The sequence below is a fragment of the Bradyrhizobium sp. USDA 10063 genome (assembly GCF_054063735.1).
In genome coordinates this window covers 8,624,135-8,643,697 of record NZ_JBSSGP010000002.1, presented here as the reverse complement: position 1 = coordinate 8,643,697, position 19,563 = coordinate 8,624,135, and the positions used below count along the sequence as shown (strand labels likewise).

General features: G+C 61.5%; 17 protein-coding genes. 4 read left to right on the top strand and 13 right to left on the bottom strand.

Annotated elements, in window-relative coordinates:
- The first annotated feature begins 489 nt into the window (after positions 1-489).
- The 3 genes from ACVJGD_RS42430 to ACVJGD_RS42420 all read left to right on the top strand — a co-directional run bounded on the left by ACVJGD_RS42430 (position 490) and on the right by ACVJGD_RS42420 (position 4,589).
- Positions 490-945 (top strand): DUF2231 domain-containing protein, encoded by a 456-nt coding sequence (locus tag ACVJGD_RS42430; protein ID WP_456639635.1) that lies wholly within the window; start codon positions 490-492, stop codon positions 943-945.
- On the top strand, positions 938-2,449 hold the full coding sequence (locus ACVJGD_RS42425; protein WP_456639634.1) for a PQQ-dependent sugar dehydrogenase: 1,512 nt from the start codon (positions 938-940) through the stop codon (positions 2,447-2,449). The genes ACVJGD_RS42430 and ACVJGD_RS42425 overlap by 8 nt, the downstream gene beginning before the upstream one ends.
- A gap of 637 nt (positions 2,450-3,086) precedes the next feature.
- Positions 3,087-4,589: a tyrosine-type recombinase/integrase gene (locus ACVJGD_RS42420; protein WP_456639633.1), complete on the top strand. Its 1,503-nt coding sequence runs from the start codon at positions 3,087-3,089 to the stop codon at positions 4,587-4,589.
- Between the two features lie 580 nt (positions 4,590-5,169).
- On the opposite strand, the gene ACVJGD_RS42415 is transcribed toward ACVJGD_RS42420, so the two are convergent.
- The 11 genes from ACVJGD_RS42415 to ACVJGD_RS42365 are packed head-to-tail and all read right to left on the bottom strand — an operon-like array spanning position 5,170 to position 16,185.
- Positions 5,170-5,805, bottom strand: a complete 636-nt coding sequence (locus ACVJGD_RS42415; RefSeq protein WP_456639632.1) for a 3-hydroxyacyl-CoA dehydrogenase family protein — start codon at positions 5,803-5,805, stop codon at positions 5,170-5,172.
- A gap of 5 nt (positions 5,806-5,810) precedes the next feature.
- Positions 5,811-6,692 carry a 3-hydroxyacyl-CoA dehydrogenase family protein gene (locus ACVJGD_RS42410; protein WP_456639631.1) on the bottom strand — a complete coding sequence of 294 codons (882 nt, stop codon included), beginning with the start codon at positions 6,690-6,692 and terminating at the stop codon, positions 5,811-5,813.
- Positions 6,689-7,855 (bottom strand): acyl-CoA dehydrogenase family protein, encoded by a 1,167-nt coding sequence (locus ACVJGD_RS42405; RefSeq protein WP_456639630.1) that lies wholly within the window; start codon positions 7,853-7,855, stop codon positions 6,689-6,691. Before ACVJGD_RS42405 ends, ACVJGD_RS42410 begins: the two co-directional genes overlap by 4 nt.
- Positions 7,855-8,562 carry an SDR family NAD(P)-dependent oxidoreductase gene (locus ACVJGD_RS42400; protein WP_456639629.1) on the bottom strand — a complete coding sequence of 236 codons (708 nt, stop codon included), beginning with the start codon at positions 8,560-8,562 and terminating at the stop codon, positions 7,855-7,857. Before ACVJGD_RS42400 ends, ACVJGD_RS42405 begins: the two co-directional genes overlap by 1 nt.
- Entirely contained in the window at positions 8,555-9,322 is a 768-nt protein-coding gene (locus ACVJGD_RS42395; protein WP_456639628.1) for an enoyl-CoA hydratase/isomerase family protein, read from the bottom strand. Before ACVJGD_RS42395 ends, ACVJGD_RS42400 begins: the two co-directional genes overlap by 8 nt.
- Positions 9,323-9,326: 4 nt before the next feature.
- Positions 9,327-10,106 (bottom strand): enoyl-CoA hydratase-related protein, encoded by a 780-nt coding sequence (locus ACVJGD_RS42390; protein WP_456639627.1) that lies wholly within the window; start codon positions 10,104-10,106, stop codon positions 9,327-9,329.
- Positions 10,103-11,401, bottom strand: coding sequence for a CaiB/BaiF CoA transferase family protein (locus ACVJGD_RS42385; RefSeq protein ID WP_456639626.1), 1,299 nt, complete (start codon positions 11,399-11,401; stop codon positions 10,103-10,105). The genes ACVJGD_RS42390 and ACVJGD_RS42385 overlap by 4 nt, the downstream gene beginning before the upstream one ends.
- Before the next feature lies 1 nt (position 11,402).
- Positions 11,403-12,401, bottom strand: a complete 999-nt coding sequence (locus tag ACVJGD_RS42380) for an NADPH:quinone oxidoreductase family protein (RefSeq protein ID WP_456639625.1) — start codon at positions 12,399-12,401, stop codon at positions 11,403-11,405.
- Positions 12,401-13,525, bottom strand: coding sequence for a CaiB/BaiF CoA transferase family protein (locus tag ACVJGD_RS42375; RefSeq protein ID WP_456639624.1), 1,125 nt, complete (start codon positions 13,523-13,525; stop codon positions 12,401-12,403). The genes ACVJGD_RS42380 and ACVJGD_RS42375 overlap by 1 nt, the downstream gene beginning before the upstream one ends.
- Positions 13,526-13,537: 12 nt before the next feature.
- On the bottom strand, positions 13,538-15,154 hold the full coding sequence (locus ACVJGD_RS42370; protein WP_456639623.1) for a class I adenylate-forming enzyme family protein: 1,617 nt from the start codon (positions 15,152-15,154) through the stop codon (positions 13,538-13,540).
- A gap of 50 nt (positions 15,155-15,204) precedes the next feature.
- The gene (locus ACVJGD_RS42365) at positions 15,205-16,185 is read right to left on the bottom strand and encodes a hypothetical protein (protein WP_456640615.1); all 981 of its coding nucleotides are present in this window, start codon (positions 16,183-16,185) and stop codon (positions 15,205-15,207) included.
- Here ACVJGD_RS42365 and ACVJGD_RS42360 point away from each other — a divergent pair.
- Positions 16,087-17,013: a sigma-54 interaction domain-containing protein gene (locus ACVJGD_RS42360; protein ID WP_456640564.1), complete on the top strand. Its 927-nt coding sequence runs from the start codon at positions 16,087-16,089 to the stop codon at positions 17,011-17,013. The two genes, ACVJGD_RS42365 and ACVJGD_RS42360, sit on opposite strands and share 99 nt — an antisense overlap.
- Positions 17,014-17,056: 43 nt before the next feature.
- Here the strand turns inward: ACVJGD_RS42360 and ACVJGD_RS42355 are convergent, their stop codons facing one another.
- The gene (locus tag ACVJGD_RS42355; protein ID WP_456640563.1) at positions 17,057-18,274 is read right to left on the bottom strand and encodes an ABC transporter substrate-binding protein; all 1,218 of its coding nucleotides are present in this window, start codon (positions 18,272-18,274) and stop codon (positions 17,057-17,059) included.
- A gap of 127 nt (positions 18,275-18,401) precedes the next feature.
- Positions 18,402-19,541, bottom strand: coding sequence for an acyl-CoA dehydrogenase family protein (locus ACVJGD_RS42350; RefSeq protein ID WP_456640562.1), 1,140 nt, complete (start codon positions 19,539-19,541; stop codon positions 18,402-18,404).
- Positions 19,542-19,563 lie beyond the last annotated feature (22 nt).

Below are 19,563 nucleotides of genomic sequence, written 5' to 3'. Positions count from 1 at the left end.
TTCAGACGCCGCAATTTCTACAGCAACCGTCTCGTACCATCCATGAGAAGGAACGAGGTGCCTACTGCGGCGTCGCGCCAACAACACGATGGAGAACACACAGATGAAACGATGTTCATACGCTCTGGCGATCGTCCTTTCAGCCACGCTCGGAGGCGTCTCGGCGACCATCGCCATGCCGGTTTCTCAGCCCCTGCACGTATCCGAGCCGACGCTCACCGATGTGCAGTACAGAGATAGCCGTGGGTGGCGAGACGACCGAAGACACCTGCGGCGGCATCGGGATGCGCGCGGCGAATGGCGGCACGGACGCCATTACCGGCATCCGCCTCCTGGATGGCACCGCTACGGTTCGCGGCCGGGAGATTGGCGGCGGCGGGGCTGCATCGCGATCGGGCCAGCCTGGTTCTGTCCGTAGATGATGCAACGCGGCAGGTCAGACGAAGCTGAATTGGACACCGCGTCGACGAAACTATCACGGATGCGACAATGGCTCATGTACATGCCCCGGTCACTGCGACCATCGCCGGCCAACCGGTCCATTCGATGCTCGCACAGTTTCCCATCGTCTGCTTCACGCTGACGCTGCTGACCGATATCGCATACTGGCGAACCTCACACCTCATGTGGCTGGAATTTTCGTCCTGGCTGCTCCTCGCCGGTCTGGTCTTCGGTGCGCTGGCTCTCGTCGCTGGCTTGATTGAATTCTTCTTTGGTCCGGCGATCCGCACTGCCGCGCCAGCATGGCCGCACGCCGTCGGCGGAGTGATCGTCCTTGCGCTGGCCTTTCTCAACAGCCTCGTCCACGCCAGAGACGGCTGGACCGCTGTCGTGCCATGGGGGCTTACTCTCTCCGCAGTGACGGTCATCGTGATCATCGTCACCGAGTGGTCAGGCCGCGCGCTGGTGTTTCGTCATGCAGTAGGAGTGAGCCGGCATGATTAGTTCCATTCGCTCGCCTCAAACTGCCGGGCTGGCCGGCAGTTACCTCCTCCTCATCGCGCTCGCGGGTTGTGGCGAGCGCAGTTCGGATTTTGATGTTTCCACGCAGGTCGGGCCTGATCCCGTTCTGCCGGCACCGGCTCGACCGCTTCTACCCGGCTTGAAAGTCGCTGAAGTGGTCGGCTGGAGCGAGCGCGACACCCCGACCGTGCCGGACGGACTCAGGATCACGGCCTATGCGCGTGATCTGGCCCATCCGCGAACGGTCTATACGCTGCCGAACGGAGATGTGCTCGCCGTCCAATCGCGTACGCCGCCTGGAAAGCCGATTTCGCGGCCCAAGGATCTGATCCGCGGCTGGATCATGTCGTTCGCGCAGGGCGGCGGCGACGACAAGAAGAGCAATCTCATCACGCTTCTGCGCGACACCAACCGCGACGGCGCGGTGGATGAGCGCCAGGATCTGCTGACGGACCTCAACTCGCCGTTCGGCATCGCCTGGCACGACGATACCCTCTATGTCGCCGCGGCCGACGCCGTCCTGGCCTATCAGTATCGGCTCGGCGAGACGAACATCGCGACGCCGGATCGAGTGCTTGCGCCGCTGCCAGGTGGCCCGATAAACCATCACTGGACCAAGGATCTCACACTCAGCCCCGATGGCCGCTTTCTTTTTGTCTCGGTCGGCTCCAACTCCAATGTCGGAGAACGCGGGCTGGAAGCGGAAAAAGGCCGTGCGGCCATTTGGCAAGTGGATCGTCAAAGCGGCGCAAGCCGCGTCTACGCCTCCGGCCTGCGCAACCCCAACGGGCTGACAATTCATCCGCAGACCGGCGAGCTGTGGACTGTCGTAAACGAGCGCGACGAACTCGGCCCCAACCTCGTTCCGGACTATATGACTTCCGTGAAAGAGGGCGCGTTCTATGGCTGGCCATGGAGCTATTACGGCAATCACGTTGATGATCGTGTCCATCCAGCGCGGCCTGACATGGTCGAAAGGGCGGTCGTTCCGGACTACGCGCTTGCGAGCCATGTCGCTGCCCTCGGAATGACGTTCACGATGAACTCGGCACTGCCGGAGCAATTCCGAAACGGCGCCTTCGTGGGTCAGCATGGCAGTTGGAACCGGAGGTCCTTCAACGGCTATAAGGTGGTCTACGTTCCTTTTGAGAATGGCTCACCTGCCGGCAAGGCGCGCGACGTGGTGACTGGATTCCTTGACGGCGACCGGGCGCGCGGCCGGCCGGTTGGCGTCGGGATCGATGGCACCGGTGCGCTGCTTGTGGCCGACGACGCCGGCAACACGATCTGGCGAATTGCCGCGGCAGATGGCTCTACGACGCCCGAACCGGTCGGCACTGACCGGATAACCGTCGGCTCCGCCGCGGGCGGCGGAAGGCAACCGGCCGCTTCCTCTCCCGAAAAATACTGCTTCGCCGAACCCGCCGCAGTTGAACATCGCCCCCGCCATATCGCCGCCAGGACCCGACACGGGGCGATCGTCTAAGCAAGGACCATAAGCATTTGGAGGCCGCGAGTTCTCAGCAGGGTAGTCGTCCGGTCTTGCCTGCAGCAGCACCGGAGCGCTACCGCCTTTCCCCACACCAACTAAACCTACTATATCTCATCCAATCCTTCGCATGACCACAGCCCTCTAAGCTCTATGCTCTTGCTAAGCTCTATGCTCTTAGGCGTATTTTGAAAGGCTAGGAACCTCGGTATCTCGCCAAAGCGGTGGAATTCACGAAAAGTCGAGAAGTGGCGCATGTTCGTCGCCACCTTCGTACAGCCGGCCGCAATCGCCGTCAGACCGCCTCTTCTAGCTAGCTGTTCAGTTTCGATTCGGAAATCCCCCGCCGCCTCGCAGCCCAGACCGGACGTTGCCCTCCGAAGGCGAAAACCAGACGTTCGAATCGTATCGGGTGCGTCACTCTCTAAGGCAAACGCTTCTTGTCTCAAGACTCGATTGGCGTGTAGATACCAGCGCGACGCCCCACTTAAGGCCGGGAGCATGGACCTTTTCTTCGTCCGTTCGATTCCGGCCAGGGGCACCAACTAGGCTGTTCAAACCCGTTCGGAAGCGTCCGCAACCGTCCGCGCAGTGCCCGGAAACCCTTGAAAAATAGGCACTTCCGCGTACATTCTTGTTCGTCACTGTTTGTTCTCCTCCGATCCCAGCCGCCCAATTTGCTGGTATTTTTGCTGGTATCGTGCTGGTATCAGGAGAACAAACGTTCACGGCGACTTTCGCTTTTCCGAATGAAGGAATTGAGCAGATGGCCGGCAAGAACGACGGCGCGTGCGCCAATCCCAAGCAGATCAAGACCGACGTCGACTGCCGCGCCGCCCGACCGAAATTCGACAATGGCGCGTGGAGTCCCGCCAAGATTTCCGACGTGACCGGCGGCTGGCTCTATCTCTTCGTCACGCCGGACGTGAGCAGGCTCGGCAACGCTGCCTCCAAGCTCTGGCGGATGGACTACCGCTTCCACGGCCGCCAGAAAACCTATTCCATCGGCACCTACGGGAACGGCAAGGATGGCACGTTCTCGCTCGCCGACGCGCGGCGCGAGCGCGACAAGGCCAAAGACCTGCTCAAGGAGGGCAAAGACCCGAGCGTCGAGAAGCAGATCGACAAGCGCAGGCAGGCCGCCGCCCGGCCTTTTGGGCAATGGGCCGACGAGTGGCTCGCGAAGAAGAAGGTGGAGAAAGTCAAACGCGGCAGAATCGTCGCAGTGCGCGACCCGAAGACCATTGAGGTGCTTGAGCTGCGGGTCGGCTACGTCAAGGCGCGATTCGGTAAGCTCAGCAGGCAGGACATCAAGCGTCCGGATGTGCTTGCTTTCCTGCGTTCATACGAAGCCGAGGGAAAACTGGAGACCCGGGACCGCGTGCGCAGCATCGGTGAGCAAATCTGCGACTATGCCGATATTGAAGGCGACGGCTACAATCCATTCCGAAATCTGAATGGGCAGATGATTGCCAACATTTCGACGCCGCGTCCCGGCGTCACCGAACCACGCGACGTGACGCGCGTCTTCAAGCTCATCAGCGCCCCGTGGACGAGAGCGAGGTTTGGTGACGTTGTTGGTCTTGCCTTGCGCTTCGATGCGCTGACCATTCCCCGCCCCGGCATGGTCAATGAAATGGAGTGGAGCGAGGTCGATTGGGATGCCGAACGCTGGACTATTCCAGCCGCCAAAATGAAGACCGGGTGGGACCATGTCGTGCCTTTGTCACGGCAGGCACTCGCAATTCTGCGCAGCGTTCAGAAGCTGACCGGCCATCGCCGGTACGCGTTTTCCTGCTCGAAGGACGCGCCGCTATCGAACAACACGCTCAACAAACGCTTACGGCTGCTTGGCATTGACACCAAGACTGATCATTGTGCCCACGGATTCCGGACTACCTTCTCCACCCTGTCTCACCACGAGGAGATCAAGGACGCCAAGGCATGGGATGGCGATGTCGTCGAGTTGCAGCTCGCGCATCTCGATAATTCGACTGTGGAAGGGCTCTACAAGAAGCACGGACCGCTCGCGTTGATCGGCTCGCGCACGAAGCTCATGCAGCATTGGGCTGATCGGATCGACCACTGGCTCTATCCCAAGAAGGTGATGCCGATCAAACGCGGCACGCAGGCCTGAGTCACCTAGCTTCTGCTTGACTGATTCTGCCCATTTCCATCCGTGGAAAGCTGATGTGACAATCGTCGACTGTTTCTGAGATAATGTCCGTGGGATTTTGTAGGCTTGCTCTCCGAAGGCAAAGGTCACACGTTTGAATCGTGCCGGGCGCGCAAGTTCTTCTTTATTTTACAGCGCGATATGTGCGCACGAACAGAAGCGCCTAGGTCTCTTTCGTTCGAGCGAGTAAGCAGTCTGGAGAAAGTCGCCTCCAGGTTCGAGCAACTAGGCAACCGACGCCGTCGGCCGGAAGCTCGCCGGTCTGACACGCTCGCAACTATGCCGAGGGTCTCCGGATGCGGGCTGGGCCGGCAGATCGGCGCCGATGTAGCCGTTTGCCAATCGATGTCTAGTCCGCGGAGAAACGCTGCAATCGACGCTCAGACCGACGCCACAGTTGGCAAACGCGCAACTCATTCGGCCCGGGATCATCGTGTCGACGGTTTCGTCAGAACCTCCGGACCGCCGGGCACGTGGATATTGATGATTTCGGCCTCGCACCGATAACCCAGCGGCCAACCCTCACGCCGACCGCGTCAGCTCAACCGCGCATCTTCTCGCGTTTGTAAGCAGCACTAGCGCGCCGCGGCGGCGCAAAGGCCGGCATGCCGTAAGCCTCGAACAGCGCCTTGCTTGCGCTATAGTGATTGACGAGACCTCCTCGAATGACCCGCTCGATGGGACCGTCGGGGTAACCGAGACCCAGCTTACAAGTCAGATCCATGTCGGCTTGACTTGCGAGCCCCTCGTCCAGGAAACGCAGCGCCGCGTTGTACTTCGGGATCACAAGCCGATCGATGATCCGACCGGCCTGGTCGCTGCACACCACCACCTCAAGCCCGGCAGTGGCGAATAATTCCCGCGCCGCGGCGACGGCCGTCTCGCTCGTGTTCGAATGTCGGACCAATTCCACGAGCTTCGACGGCTCATCGTCGCCGTTGCGATAGCGAGCGACGCCCAGAACGTTGGTGCTCGCCCCGTCCTGGTCGTCGACATGCTCACCGAGGCATTCGTGTTGCAGCTCGATCAGGATCGCTGCCTTGGTCGGATCCGGCTTGAAGCGGACACCGCTGTAGATGACGATCTCAGCCGTATCGGGTTCCGATCGAGCGCGGAAAAAGGCGTCGTCGTCCGGAAAGGAGCGGCTCTCTCTGACTTTGACAAACGTATAGCGCATACTGTTCATGCTCCGAACATTGAGTTGCCGTCATAGGTGAAGAAGCCTCTGCCCGACTTCCGTCCGAGCAGGCCTGCCGCCACCATTCGCCGCAACAGAGGCGGCGTCGCCGCCCTCGGATCGAGAGTGATCGGATAGAACGCCTCACAAAGGCGCACCTGGGTGTCGAGGCCGATCAAGTCGATCAGTTCTAACGGACCCATTTTGTAACCAAGGCCGACTTTGATCGCGCGATCGATATCGGCAGGTTCTGCTACGCCCGCCTCCACAGCCCGGATCGCATCGTTGTTGAAAGGCACGAGAAGCGCGTTGAGAATGAAGCCGGGCTTGTCCTGCGTCTTCACCGGGGTCTGACCGCAGGCTTCCGTCCATTGCCAAGCGGCTCTGAACGTGTCCTCGGACGTAAGGATCCCCGGGGACATCTCGATCAACTTCATCAATTGTGCGGGCAGACAGAAGTGCATGCCGACGACACGCTCCGGCCGCTTCGAGCCCGATGCGATTTCGGTGATGGACAGCGTCGACGTATTCGATGCGAAAATCGCGTCCTCGGCGCAGGCGCCGTCGAGACGGCCGAGCAGCTCGCGCTTGGTGGCAAGGTCCTCGAACACCGCCTCGATGACGAGATCGCAGTCCGCCAGACCGTCGATCTTGGTGGTCTGCGACATCGATGCGAGGATGTTGTCTCGCTTTGTACTATCGAGCTTGCCTCGAGCGACCGATCTGTCGAGAAACCCGGCCGAATGCTTTGCAGCTGTCGCGAGTACGTCGTCGGAACGATCGAAGCATACCGTCGTGAATCCGGCGCGCGCGGCAACGAGTGCGATGCCGGCGCCCATCGTCCCTCCCGCGCCGCAAACTCCGACTGTCTTGATGGTTTTCGTCATTTTGCTACGAAGCTCCGTCCGATGAGCTGACGATGGACCTGGTTCGTGCCTTCCCAGATCTGGGTGATTTTGGCGTCGCGCATGAGGCGCTCGACCCTGAAGTCGCTGCAATAGCCGTAACCGCCATGCATTTGCACCGCTTCGGCGGCGATGCGATTGGCGACATCGGAGGCTTTCATTTTGGCGATCGATGCTTCCAGTCCGAAGTCCGTGTCGCCGGCATCGATCCGTTCCGCAAGACGGTCCAACCAGAGTTCGGCCATGGCAAGCTCGGTCGCAAGGTCGGCGAGCAGGAACTGATTGGCCTGGAAATCGATGATCCTGCGCCCGGATTGCCGCCGCTCGTTGATGTAGGCGGTCATGTCCTTGAACGCTGCACTCGCGATGCCAAGCGCATGTGCGGCAATGCTGGGGCGCGACCGGTTCAAGGAGGCGAGCAGGATGTTGAGGCCGTCGCCGGGGCGCCCGAGGAGGTTCGCGCGCGGCACTCTGCAGCCATCGAAACGAAGCGACGCGGTCGACGAACCGCGATGTCCCATCTTCTTTTCGAGGCCGGCGACTTCGAACCCGGCCGTACCCTTCTCCAGGACGATAACGGAAATTGCCTTTCGCGGATCATCGATCTCGGTGTACTTTCCGAACAGCAGAATGCGATCCGCGACGTCACCGTTCGTGATGAAGAGCTTTGCACCATCGACTACGATCTCGTCGCCGTCTGGACGGAAGCTGGTCTTCATGCCGGTCGCGTCCGAGCCTGCAGTCTCCTCGGTGATCGCAAGCGCAGCAAGTCCACCCTCAGCGATGCAAGGCAGAAGTCTTGCCTTCTGCTCATCCGAGCCGAATTCGATCAGTGGTTTCATCGCGTGGAAATTGGTGGCGTAGATAATGCCGGTCGACGCGCAAGCCTCGGCGATCCTGCGCACCACGGCCAGATAGAGCTTGAACGACATCGGAGCGCCACCGAACGCCTCGGGGACGAAGATCGCGTTAAGACCGATATCGTTGATTCCCTTGATGCTCGCCCAGGGAAATGCGCTCTTTTCGTCGGCCTCGGCGGCATTCGGACCGATCACCTCCTCGGCCAATCGATCGACCTGCGCGAGGAGCAACCTCTCGTCCTCGGTCCAGCGGCGCCCCCGTTCCAGAGCTTCGAAGATCTTCATCAGAGATTGGCTCCCTGTCCACCATCGACATAGATGGTCTCGCCGGTGAGAAAACCGATCCTTTCGGAGAACAACGCGCCGACCAGACGCGCAACTTCTTCGACGCTCCCCGGCCGTCCCACGGGAACCCGCCGCTTCAGCCAGCTTTTCACCTTCTCGCTGGCGAGGAAGTCGCGATTGAGATCGGTTTCTATGTAGCCGGGCGCTACGTCGAGAACCCGGATGCCGTCCTTCGCCCATTCCGAGGCGAGGCATCGCGTGATGGCACCGACCGCCGCCTTCGAGGCGCAATAGGCCAGGTTTTCCGCCACTGCCAACCGGTCGAAGAAGGATCCGATATTGACGATCAACCCGTCGCCTGATTTCTGCAGATGCGGATAGACCTCGCGACTCGCTACGAGCACAGCCGATGCATTCAACCGCATCGAGGCTTCGAATTCCGACATCGACAGTTCGGCGCTCGCCCTCGCTTCGTGGGCGCCGGCGTTGTTGACCAGACCTACGACTGTTCCGCGCCGCGCGACGGACGCGATCGCTTGGGTGATCGAGCTTTCGTCGGTCATGTCGCAGACCATGCCCTGGCCGACGGGCGATTTACCGCTGCGCGATAGGCCCGCGACCTCGAAACCACGCCGATCGAGCTCGATCGCGATGGCTTCGCCAATGCCTCGGCTCGCTCCGGTGACGATCACCTGCCCCCTACTCATCTCTAAAAACCGCCTTCCGCTTCTCTGTGAACGCCGCCATGCCCTCCTCGGCGTCCGCGGTGCTGAACGCCAGCGTGGAGAGGTCCGCCTCGATCTTCAGCCCTTCGTGAACCGGGACGTCGAGCGCGCGGGTGACCGCATCGCGGGCCAGTCCCAACGCAACGAGACTGTACGACGCGAAGTCGCGCACCAGGGCCATCGCGCCATCCACGGCAGCACCATCGACCAGCCGATGGACGAGGCCGATCCGTTCGGCCTCCTCGGCATTCACGGTGCGCCCGAGCAGGATCATGTCGAGTGCCCTCGCCTCGCCGATCATTCGCGGCAGCCGCTGCGTTCCACCATACCCTGGAATGAGACCGAGCTTGATCTCAGGAAGCCCCAGCTTGGCGCTTCGGACCGCCACCCTGAAGGTGCAGGCCAGTGCGAGTTCCAGGCCGCCCCCGAAAGCAAAGCCGTTGATCGCCGCGACGGAAGGAAACGGCAACCGATCGAGCTTCGCGAAAGCCGCCTGTCCGAGTTCCACGCCGCGCTTGCGTTCGGTCATGGTGCGACCGCGCAATTCCTTGATGTCGGCGCCGGCGCAAAAGGCCTTCTCGCCTGCGCCGGTGACGATCAGGCTTCGGATCTTCCAGGACGCGACTTCGTCCAGCGCCTTCGCGATATCGCGAAGGATGGAAAAGGATAGCGCGTTGAGCGCGTCGGGCCGATTGAGGCGCAACAGCCCATGATCGTCGATCTTGCTGAGCTCCACCGTCATCGCGCTACTTCCCGAACTTGGCGCTGTCGGGCTTCCGCTTGCCAGCGAATGAAGCCGAGAGTTCGTGGCTCTCGTCCGTATCGAGATAGGGCCGGAGTAGAAGATCGTGCGAAACGCGGGCAAGCCCGGATACTCCGCCGTGACGCGCGTTGAAGGCGGCCTTGATCGACGCCAGGGCGAACGGTCCACGCTCGGCGATCTCCAACGCAAACTTTCGCGTCTCCTCCCTCAGCTTGTCGTCGGGGACGACCTTGTTGATCAACCCGATCTCAAGGGCTTCGCGCGCCGTGATCTTCGGGTTTCGGTACCACATCTCCTTGGCCTTCTTCTTTCCGATCAGGTCCTCGAGGTACCAGGTGCCGTATCCGGCATCGAAGGATCCCATCATCGGCCCGACCTGCCGGAAGATCGCGCTCTCCTTGGCGATGGTGAGGTCGCACACGACCTGAAGGACGTTGCCGCCACCGACCGCGAACCCGTTGACGCTGGCGACGACCGGCTTCTGCAGCCGGTCGATCGACTCGTACATTTCCAAGGTCGGAAGGACGCCCGCGTACAGGATCGTCTTCTCCATTCCTTCCTTGCGGCCGCCGATGCAGAAGAACTTGTCGCCGGCTCCGGTGATAACGATCACGCGGGTGCGCGTTTCGCGCCGTATCTCATTGATGCAATCGCGGATCTCATGACACATCTCCACGGTGAACATGTTGCCGTCGTCCGGCCGGTTCAGCGTGATGGTGCCGATCGGGCCATCCTCTTCATAGATGATCGTGTTGAAGCTCATGGATCTTTCCTCCGGATGATGTTCTGTTCCTGCAACTTTCGTTGCTCGTTGACGTCCAACCCGAGCAACTCGCTCAGCACCTCGTCGGTATGCTCGCCGAGATCGGGCGGTGCGCTGCGCGCCGACGAGCATTCTCCGTCTAGTAGGATGCCGGTCCCAACCTGTGGTACCGCGCGCCCGTCCGTGCGCGGGAGCCGATAGAACATGCCGCGTTCCAGCAGCGCCTGATCGGCGACTACCTCGGCCACACTGTTGATCGGTCCAGCCGGTATTCTCGCGCTGCGGAACAACGCGAGCCAATGGCTTCGCGGCTTCTCGCGCAGGATCCCGGCGATCCTCGCGACTATTGCCTCACGATGCTGGCGGCGATCGGCGTTCGTCTTCATCCCTGGAAACTCGGCGATCTCCGGCTGTCCGACGGCCTCCCAGAAACGCTGCCAAAGGTTGTTATTGCCGAGCGCGAGAGCGACCGGATGGTCCGCTGTATCGAAGGTCTGATAGACGGCGATCACGCTGTCCTTGCCGCCGGACCGCTTCGGCAGTTCACCCGAACCGAGATACGACATGATGCGGCATGACAGCAGACGCGTCATGGAGTCGACGAGCGCGACGTCGATCACACGTCCCTTGCCGGAGGCACGACGCGCGTACAGCGCCGAGACGGCAGCGAAGGCAGCGTCCTGTCCGGCGAGCATGTCCGCCGCCGGAGCGCCGATCTTCTGCGGCTCACCGCCGGCGGCGCCGGTGACGTCCATGATCCCCGAATAACCTTCAGCGATCAGGTCGTAGCAGGTCCAATCCGCACGATCCCCGCTCAGTCCAAAGCCCGTGATCGAGACGTAGATGATATCCGGACGGACCGCGCGCAGCGCCTCGGCGTCGACCTTCAGCTTGCTTGCCACGCGCGGTGGCAGATTTGCGAATACGATGTCGGCGCTGCCGACAAAACGATACAGGAGATCGAGGCCCACAGGCTGCGAGAAGTCCAAGGCCACGCTCTTCTTGCTGCGGTTTACGCTCGCGAACCAGAGGGATTCGCCATCGAGGAACGGCGGTCCCCATGAGCGCGCGTCATCCCCGCCGCCGGGTCTTTCGATCTTGATGACCTCGGCGCCCATGTCGGCAAGCAGCATGGTGCCGGACGGACCGGCAATGGACGTCGTGAGGTCGATGACCCGCACACCGGAAAGCAGGTCGAACCCGACGCCAGGCTGCCGAACCGGCAATGCATCCGCCGGCAGACCGTCGCTTCGCGGCGCGGCTTCAGTGCACGGCGTATGGATCTCCGTGTCCACCTCACGCCCTCCTATCGAAGAGGATCGCGGCCTTGCCTAGAATTCGGCCTTGCCCGATGAGCTCCAGAGCGGCGGGGAGCTCTTCGAAGGCGAAAGTCTTCGTGGCAGGCGGGCGCAAGGCTCCGCTCTTCCACAGGGCGAATATGTCCGCTTGCGCTTCGGTGATCCGCTGCGGCGTGCGCTCCCGGTAATCGCTCCACTGCAGGCCGCTGACGCTGATGTTCTTCACCAGAAGATAGTTAGCCTTCACGGAGGGGATCTCCCCGCCAACAAAGCCGATCACGACCAGCCGTCCACACCACGCCAGTGCCCGCAGCGCGGCGCCGAAGAACTCCGCCCCCACGGGATCGAGCACAACGTCGGCACCGGCCCCATTCGTTGCGGCGAGAACCTGTGACCGCAGTTCCTCCCGCAGGTTCGTTCCGCCGACGTCGATCACAACGTCTGCACCGCAGGCGCGGACGAATCCGACCTGGTCGGGCTTGCGGACCGCTGCAATGACGCGAGCTCCGAAGGCCTTGGCAAGCTGTATGCCGGCGACGCCGACACCGCCCGCAGCTCCCCCGACGAGCACGGTTTCGCCCGGCCGCAAGCCGGCGCGGTCGCGCAGCGCGAAATAGGCGGTCTGGTAGACCAGCCCCATGGCGGTTGCATCGGCAAATCCGAGTTCGTCCGGCAAGAGAAACGTATCGTCCGGCCTGACCAGGGCCTGTTCGGCGAATGCGCCGTGTTCGAGTTGGCTCAGCACGCGGTCGCCGGGAGCGAAGCGGCGCACATTGGCGCCAACCGCTCGCACCACACCGGCGACCTCCTTGCCTGGGACGAACGGTCGTTTGGGCAGAATCTGATAGCGTCCGGACACTACGAGAATGTCCGGATAGTTGATGCCGGCCGCCGCAACATCGACCAGTATCTGACCGTCGCCCGGCACGAGATCTTCCATCTCACCGATGCGCAGGTCGGATGGTGGTCCGAACTCGACGACTTGATAGGCGCGCATCAGACACGCTCCTTGGCAAGCAGGCTTTCCGTCTGGGCACCGAGGAGTGGAGCCGAGCGGTCGTGCTCGCCGCGGAAACAGGCCGCGATCGGCCCCGGTATCGCCGGAATGGATCGGCCGTCGGCGACGACCTTGCGGACGAACAATCCGCGGGCGGCAAAGTGCGGGTCGGCGACGGCTTCCTGGAGGCTGACGACGATCGAGCAACAGACGTCGTGGCCGGCGAAGATGTCGCGCCAGGCACCGGCCGTTTGGCCGGCGATGATCCCCGCGACGGCGCGCTTGACCGTCTCGGGATCCGCCGCGGCGCTCCGCAATTCCGGATCTAGTCCGATCAGCTCGCAGAAACTATTCCAGAACCGATCCTCAATGGGTGCCGCCGCGAGAAAACGGCCGTCGGCGGTGCGGTAGATTTGATACCGAGGGCTTCCGCCCGTGACGAGTGCATCGCCACCGTCCGGCCAATCGCCGGCCGCGAACCCGTTCCCGAGCCCCCAATAGGCAAGCGGAAGCAGGTTCTCTCCCATCGCGATATCCAGATAAGCCCCCTCGCCGGTTTGATCCCGCCGACGCAGCGCCAGCAGGATGTTCACCACGGCGGGCAAGGCACCGGCCGCGAGATCGGCAACGAGCACCGGGGGCACCACCGGCGCGCCATCGCTGCCGCGGCTGAGCCCCAGCAGCCCGGCCTCGGCCATGTAGTTGAGGTCATGAGCAGCGATGGTCGATTTCGGCCCGCTCTGGCCCCAGCCCGTGATCGCGCAATAGATCAGGCGAGGATTGACCGCGCGCAACGCGTCGTAACCGAAGCCGAGGCGGTCCATTACACCTGGCCGGAATTGCTCCACGACGACGTCGGCCTGCGCGATCAAAGGTCGCAAGCGATTGAATGCGTCCCTGGCCTTCAGATCGATCGCGATGCTCTCCTTGCCGGCGTTGAGCAGATGGAAATTGGTGCTGTCGGCGCCGAGCTTCGGCACGTAACTGCGCATTTCGTCGCCGCTTCCGGGCCGCTCGATCTTGATCACCTGGGCACCCGCCTCTGCCAGCATCAATGTGGCGAACGGCCCAGGCAGCAGAGTGCTGAAATCGAGGACGCGGATGTCGTGAAGTGGTTGCATCATCAAAAGCACCCGCTAGGCCTTGGCCATCGAGTTGCTGACGACGGGGTGCGGCTGAAGTTCACCGCGACGTACCTGGAGCGTCAGTTCCCGCTTGAGGATCTTGCCGCTTGCCGTGAGTGGAAACTCGTCCACGCGAACGAAGTATTCCGGCATGTCGTATTTGGAGATGCCCTGATCCCGAAGATGCCGCATGAGATCATCGAGCTCTGCGGTTCCCGATATCGCGATGCAGACCCGCTCGCCGAGCCGATCGTCGGGCACCGGAAACGCGGCTACCCGATCGACATGCTTGTGGCGGACCGCCACGGCCTCGATGTGCGAGGGATAGATGTTGTGGCCACCGCGGATGATCAGGTCCTTCAGGCGACCTTCGATCCGGAGATTTCCAGAAGCGTCGACAACGCCAAGGTCGCCGGACATGAACCAGCCATCCCTGTTGAAGCTGCCCTCAGTCGCTGTCTGATTGTCGAAATAGCCCAGCATCAGGGCCGCGCCGCGCCCGCCGATCTGACCTAACTCGCCAGGACCGACCTCCTTGTCGGAGTCGGATGGATCGAACAGCCGAACTTCGTAGGCCTTGCCACCCCGACCACAGGTCGTCACGATGACCTCAGGGGTATCCCCGGGGTGGGTGTACTGGTGGGATGAGTTCTCGGTCATGCCGTAGACGTTCTGCGGCGTTACGCCCTGATCGACGAAGGCCGCAGCGGTGGCTGGCGGGATCGGTGCACCTGCCATGTAGAAGACTGAAATCTTGCCGAGTCCGTGCCGCCCCGCTCGCTGCTGTTCGGCGAGAATGTCCATCGCGTGGGTCGGGACACCGAGCGCGTAGGTGGCGCCCGTTGCTTCGATCCAATCGAGCCGGCTCATGCCGGATGGGGGATCATCCGTCACGAAACGACCCCCGCTCAGCAGCCATTGCGCAACGCCCACCCACGCGATGTGATGGGACAGCGGTGAAAGAGATAACAGCACCGTATCAGGTCCATGCCGCCAGTCGGCGACCAGATCCCGTGCGTTGGCAAGCAGGGTGTTGTCGGAGTGCATGACGCACTTGGGCGCACCTGTCGTCCCCGAAGTGAAGGCGAGATAGGTGACCTTGTCGGGATCGGCGCAAGGCGGCGTGGCATTGCCGACCGGCCCAGGGAAAGTATCGGGCGTATAGACCATCTTCAGGCTGGGAAGCCGGACGAGCATCGAATCGAGGTCGACCTTCGCGCGGTCAGCGCCCCAGCCGGGCTCCGTGAGGAAGGCGCGCGCCGACAACGTCGACAGCAGTTCGATGATTTCCGCGCACGTGTAGGTCTTATGGAGAGATGGATTGCAGGCGAACCCCTCGCGGGCGCATGCGAGGAACATCACGACCGCTTCGATCCGGTTAGACATCCAGATCGAGACGCGATCGCCTCCGACCAGACCGAACTCGCGAAGACTGTTGGAGACCCCGTCGACCCAGGGAAGCAATTGCGACCACGACACCGAGCGCCGACCGTCCTGCAGGGCAATGGCATCGGGGCGCTCCGCCGCATGCTTGCTCAGCAAGCTGTAGAACGTGTCTTTGCACCAGAGCCCTTGCTGGTAGTAGCGGGTTGCGTCCGCTGGGTGATGCAGGGTGAGGAACGGCCGCATGGTCATCTCGCAATTGCAGCATGGCTTGGGGCGCTGTCGGTCACGTTCAATCAGCAACGGCCGTGCCATGCGAAGCGCCACGTTCCGAATCCAAAAATCGGTAGGCTTTTCAGCGCCCTCGATTGTTCGGTTCCACCAGACGTGTCTTCCGCGACAACAAATGTCCTTGCATGCGTCGTTGCGCCATGCTCACGTGTCCTCAAGAAGGACACGAGGAAATGCCGTCGACACCCCTGATTGCGGGAGCAACGCTCCTGGGCAAAGAGGGCCAGACCATCTTCAGCACGGGGCTCGGATCTGACCCTCGGCTCAAAGCGCTTGTCGCCGATCGCGCCTGGTTGAATGAGCTGCGCGAGCGTCGCCTGACGACGCTCAACCTGGATCGCAAGGTCTACGCGGTTCTGCTCGCGCCGGCGACGGACGGTGAGCTGCTCGTGATCAGCCACGCGCCGGGCGATCCCCTCCTGCACTTCGTCAGCAGCGTGAATTTCGCTTGGGACATCATCCAGTATCTGCTGACCGATCCTCACGACGCGATGACGATCGTCGATCACGAGGCGCGCCTCGTTTTCATTTCGCCGATCCATGAGGCGTTTTTCGGACTCAAGCTTGGCGAAGGCAACGGCAAGCCCGTCGAACAGGTGATCGAGAATACGCGCCTGCACGAGGTTGTTGCCACAGGAAAGGCCGACATCGGAGCCATTCAGCGGATGCGCGGGGCAGATCGCGTCGTGTCGCGCGTTCCGATCAGGCGGGACGGCCGCGTGCTTGGCGCGATTGGACGCGTCATGTTCAAGGGACCGCAACAGCTCGAGGCATTGAGCCGACGCATCAAGGATCTTGAAGGCGAACTCGAATTCTACAAGCGCGAGACCGAAACGCTGCGTGCGCGCGACTACGGCCTGGAGGCGATCATTGGCCGAAGTCCGGCGGTGCAGCGTTTGCGCGCGCAGATCGCCAAGGTGGCCGCGCTTGAGATTCCGGTGCTGATCCGTGGCGAGAGCGGCACGGGCAAGGAGTTGGTCGCCCATGCGCTACATCAGCTCAGCCCGCGGCGTGACCGATCGATGATCAACGTCAACGCGGCGGCACTTCCGCCCAATCTGGTGGAATCCGAGCTGTTCGGATACGAACCCGGCGCGTTCACCGGGGCGGACAAGAAGGGACGCAAGGGCAAATTCGAGCAGGCCGAAGGCGGTACAATCTTTCTCGACGAGATCGGCGATATGCCGTTGGACGTCCAGGCCAAATTATTGCGCGTGTTGCAAGACCGGATCGTCGAACGCGTGGGAGGCGACCGCTCCCGCACTGTCGATTTCCGTCTCGTTTCCGCCACCAACCAGGATCTGCAGTCGATGGTCGAGCGTGGGGCTTTTCGTCTCGATCTGTTTTACCGTATCTCGCCGATCGTCATCGAACTGCCGCCTTTGCGCGACCGGCTGGATGACATCCCCCTGCTCGTCGCCAAATTTCTTCAGGATTTTGCCTACAGGCATGCCCGGCCCGTGTCCGGTATCAGTCCAGAGGCGCTCGCCGAGCTGGCCGAACGTCCGTGGCCAGGCAATATCCGCCAATTGCAGCACGAGATCGAGCGCGCACTCGTGTTTTCGGACGGCGTCATGATTGGACCCGAGGATCTCTCCGAATTACCGCAACGTACTCAGAGCGCTCGCAGCCCGACCGTCGAGACCAATCGGCAGCGTGAACTCAAGCACGTAATTTCCGAGGTCCAGAACGAGCAGATCAGGGAAGCAATCGCAGCTTGCGGCGGCAACAAGAAAAAGGCCGCCGCCAACCTCGGGATCTCGCGTTCATTCCTGTACAAGCGGCTCGCCGAGATTGAGAGCCAGGACGGTTGACCGGCGGCGAGTGAATCCAACTCCACCCGCCGCCCCCGCGCGATCACTTCTTGATCAGCGGGCATTCGCTTTCCGAGAGCGGACGGAAAGCATCATCTGCCGGGATCGTCACGACCACGTTCATGAGATCCCACGCTCCCTTCGATTCCGATGGCTTCTTGGCCTGCAGAAGGTACATGTCCCGCATCATCCGGCCATCCTCGCGGATGGTTCCGTTCCTGGTCATAAAATCGTTGACCGGCATCTTCTTCATCTGAGCGATCACCGGCAGCGCGTCGTCGGTGCCCGCGGCCTTCACAGCTTTCAGATAGTGCATCGCAGCGCTATAGATGCCGGCCTGGAACATCGTCGGGGGCTTGCCGCCATGTCGTTCCGCGAAGCGCTTCGAGAAAGCGCGGGTCTCGTCGTTCTGATCCCAATAGAACGCCTCGGTGAACAACAGTCCTTGGGCTACGCTGAGGCCCAGACTGTGGATGTCCGTGATGAGCACCAACAGACCAGCCAGCTTTTGGCCGCCAGCCACGATACCGAACTCGGATGCAGCCTTGATTGAGTTGACCGCATCCGCTCCAGCGTTGGCGAGGCCAATCACCTCGGCTTTTGACGATTGGGCCTGAAGAAGAAAGGACGAAAAGTCGGATGTGTTCAGCGGCGCTCTGACGCTGCCAAGCACCTTCCCTCCGCTTTTCTTCACGATCGAAGACGTATCCTGTTCCAACGATTGCCCAAAGGCGTAGTCGGCGGTCAGAAAAAACCAGCTATTTGCACCGCCCTGCTTCATCATCGCGGTCGCGGTGCCTTTAGCCAAAGCGTAGGTGTCGTACACCCAATGAATGCCGTTGGGCGAGCAGGCCTTCCCCGTGAGCGCGGTAGACCCCGCCGCGGTCGTGATCGCGACCTTATTCTTCTCCTGGGAGATTCCCTGAACGGCTATCGCTACCGCTGAATTGCCGAGTCCCAGAATTGCGTCCACCTTCTCGACATCATACCAGCGTCGCGCAATCGCACTTCCGACGTCCGCCTTGTTCTGCAGATCCCCAGAGACGACCTCGATCGGCTTGCCATTGACACTCCCACCGAAATCTTCCACGGCCATCTTTACCGCAACGACGTCGCCCGGCCCCTGAATATCGGCATAGGGCCCAGACATGTCGTCCAGAACCCCGATCTTGACGACGTCGTCCGAGACCTGAGCACGGGCACCCATTGCCGAGCCCAACAACGACACCACGGCAAATGCCGCCGCTAATTCTTTTCTCATCTTGAACCTCCCTGATTGGCTTACAGGTTGCTTAGCAACTCGAATGCCAGCCGGGTTTTCAGTGAGATTTGGTCGTATTTGGCTTGTTTCTCCGACAGCGACTGATCTCCAGGAGGACACGTGTCCTCTAACGCGACACGAGATCGCGGCCGATCAGTTGGCGCTGGATCTGATTGGTACCCTCCCAGATCTGCGTGATCTTCGCCTCACGCATCAGACGTTCGACGCGATGTTCGCGCGTATAGCCGTGGCCTCCGAACATCTGGACGGCTTCGGTGGTAAGGCGCATGGCCAGATCGCTGGCCTTGACCTTCACCATCGAAGCTTCGACTGCGATATCCTTTTCGCACTCGTCCACGAGTCGGCCGACATGATCCAGCAACAGGCGGGCCGACAACAACTCGGTTGCGAGATCCGCCATAAGGAACGTGTTGGCTTGATGTTGAACGACCGCCTTTCCGCCCTGGATGCGATCGTTGGTGTACGTAAGCATATCGTCGAACGCGGCCGACGCGATACCCAACGCCTGCGCCGCCACGCTCGGCCTGGATTTATTGAGAGTGGCGATCATGATCTTCATGCCGTCGCCCGGCCTTCCCAACAGGTTCTTCCTCGGAATTCGGCAGTCGGTAAAGGCAAGAGCTGCGGTGGAGGATGCATGGGTCCCCATCTTCTTTTCTAGCCGCAGTGTCTGGAACCCGGGCGTTCCTTTCTCGAGCAGGACCGCGGAAACCGCCTTCGGAGAGTCCTCGATCTCGGTCCATTTGCCGAACAGCAGTACGACGTCGGCCACATCCCCTGTCGTGATGAAAATCTTCTCTCCGTTGATGACAATGTTGTCTCCGTCCGGTCGGAACTTGGTGCGGATGTTGGCGGCATCCGACCCCGCATGAGGCTCGGTTATCGCCAAAGCGCCAAGCGCTCCCTCAGCAAACCGCGGCAAGAACCTCTTCTTCTGGTCCTCGTCGCCGAATTCGATGATGGGCTTCGAGGTCGCGCTATTGGTCCCGAAGATGATTCCCGTCGCCGCACACGCTGCGGATAAGATCCGAACGACTTCGAGAAAGCATCGATACGTGACGGGAGTGCCCCCGTACACTTCGGGCACGAATATGCCACTTAGCCCGATTTTCCGGAGGTCCTCGATGTTCTTCCAGGGAAACTCTTTGCGCTCATCAAGACCTTCCGCGCGAGGCGCTATGGCTTCCTTGGCGAGCCGTGACACTTGGTCGAGCACGATTGCCTCCTCGGGAGACCAATTGCGCATTCTCTCATAGTGCTCGAATGAT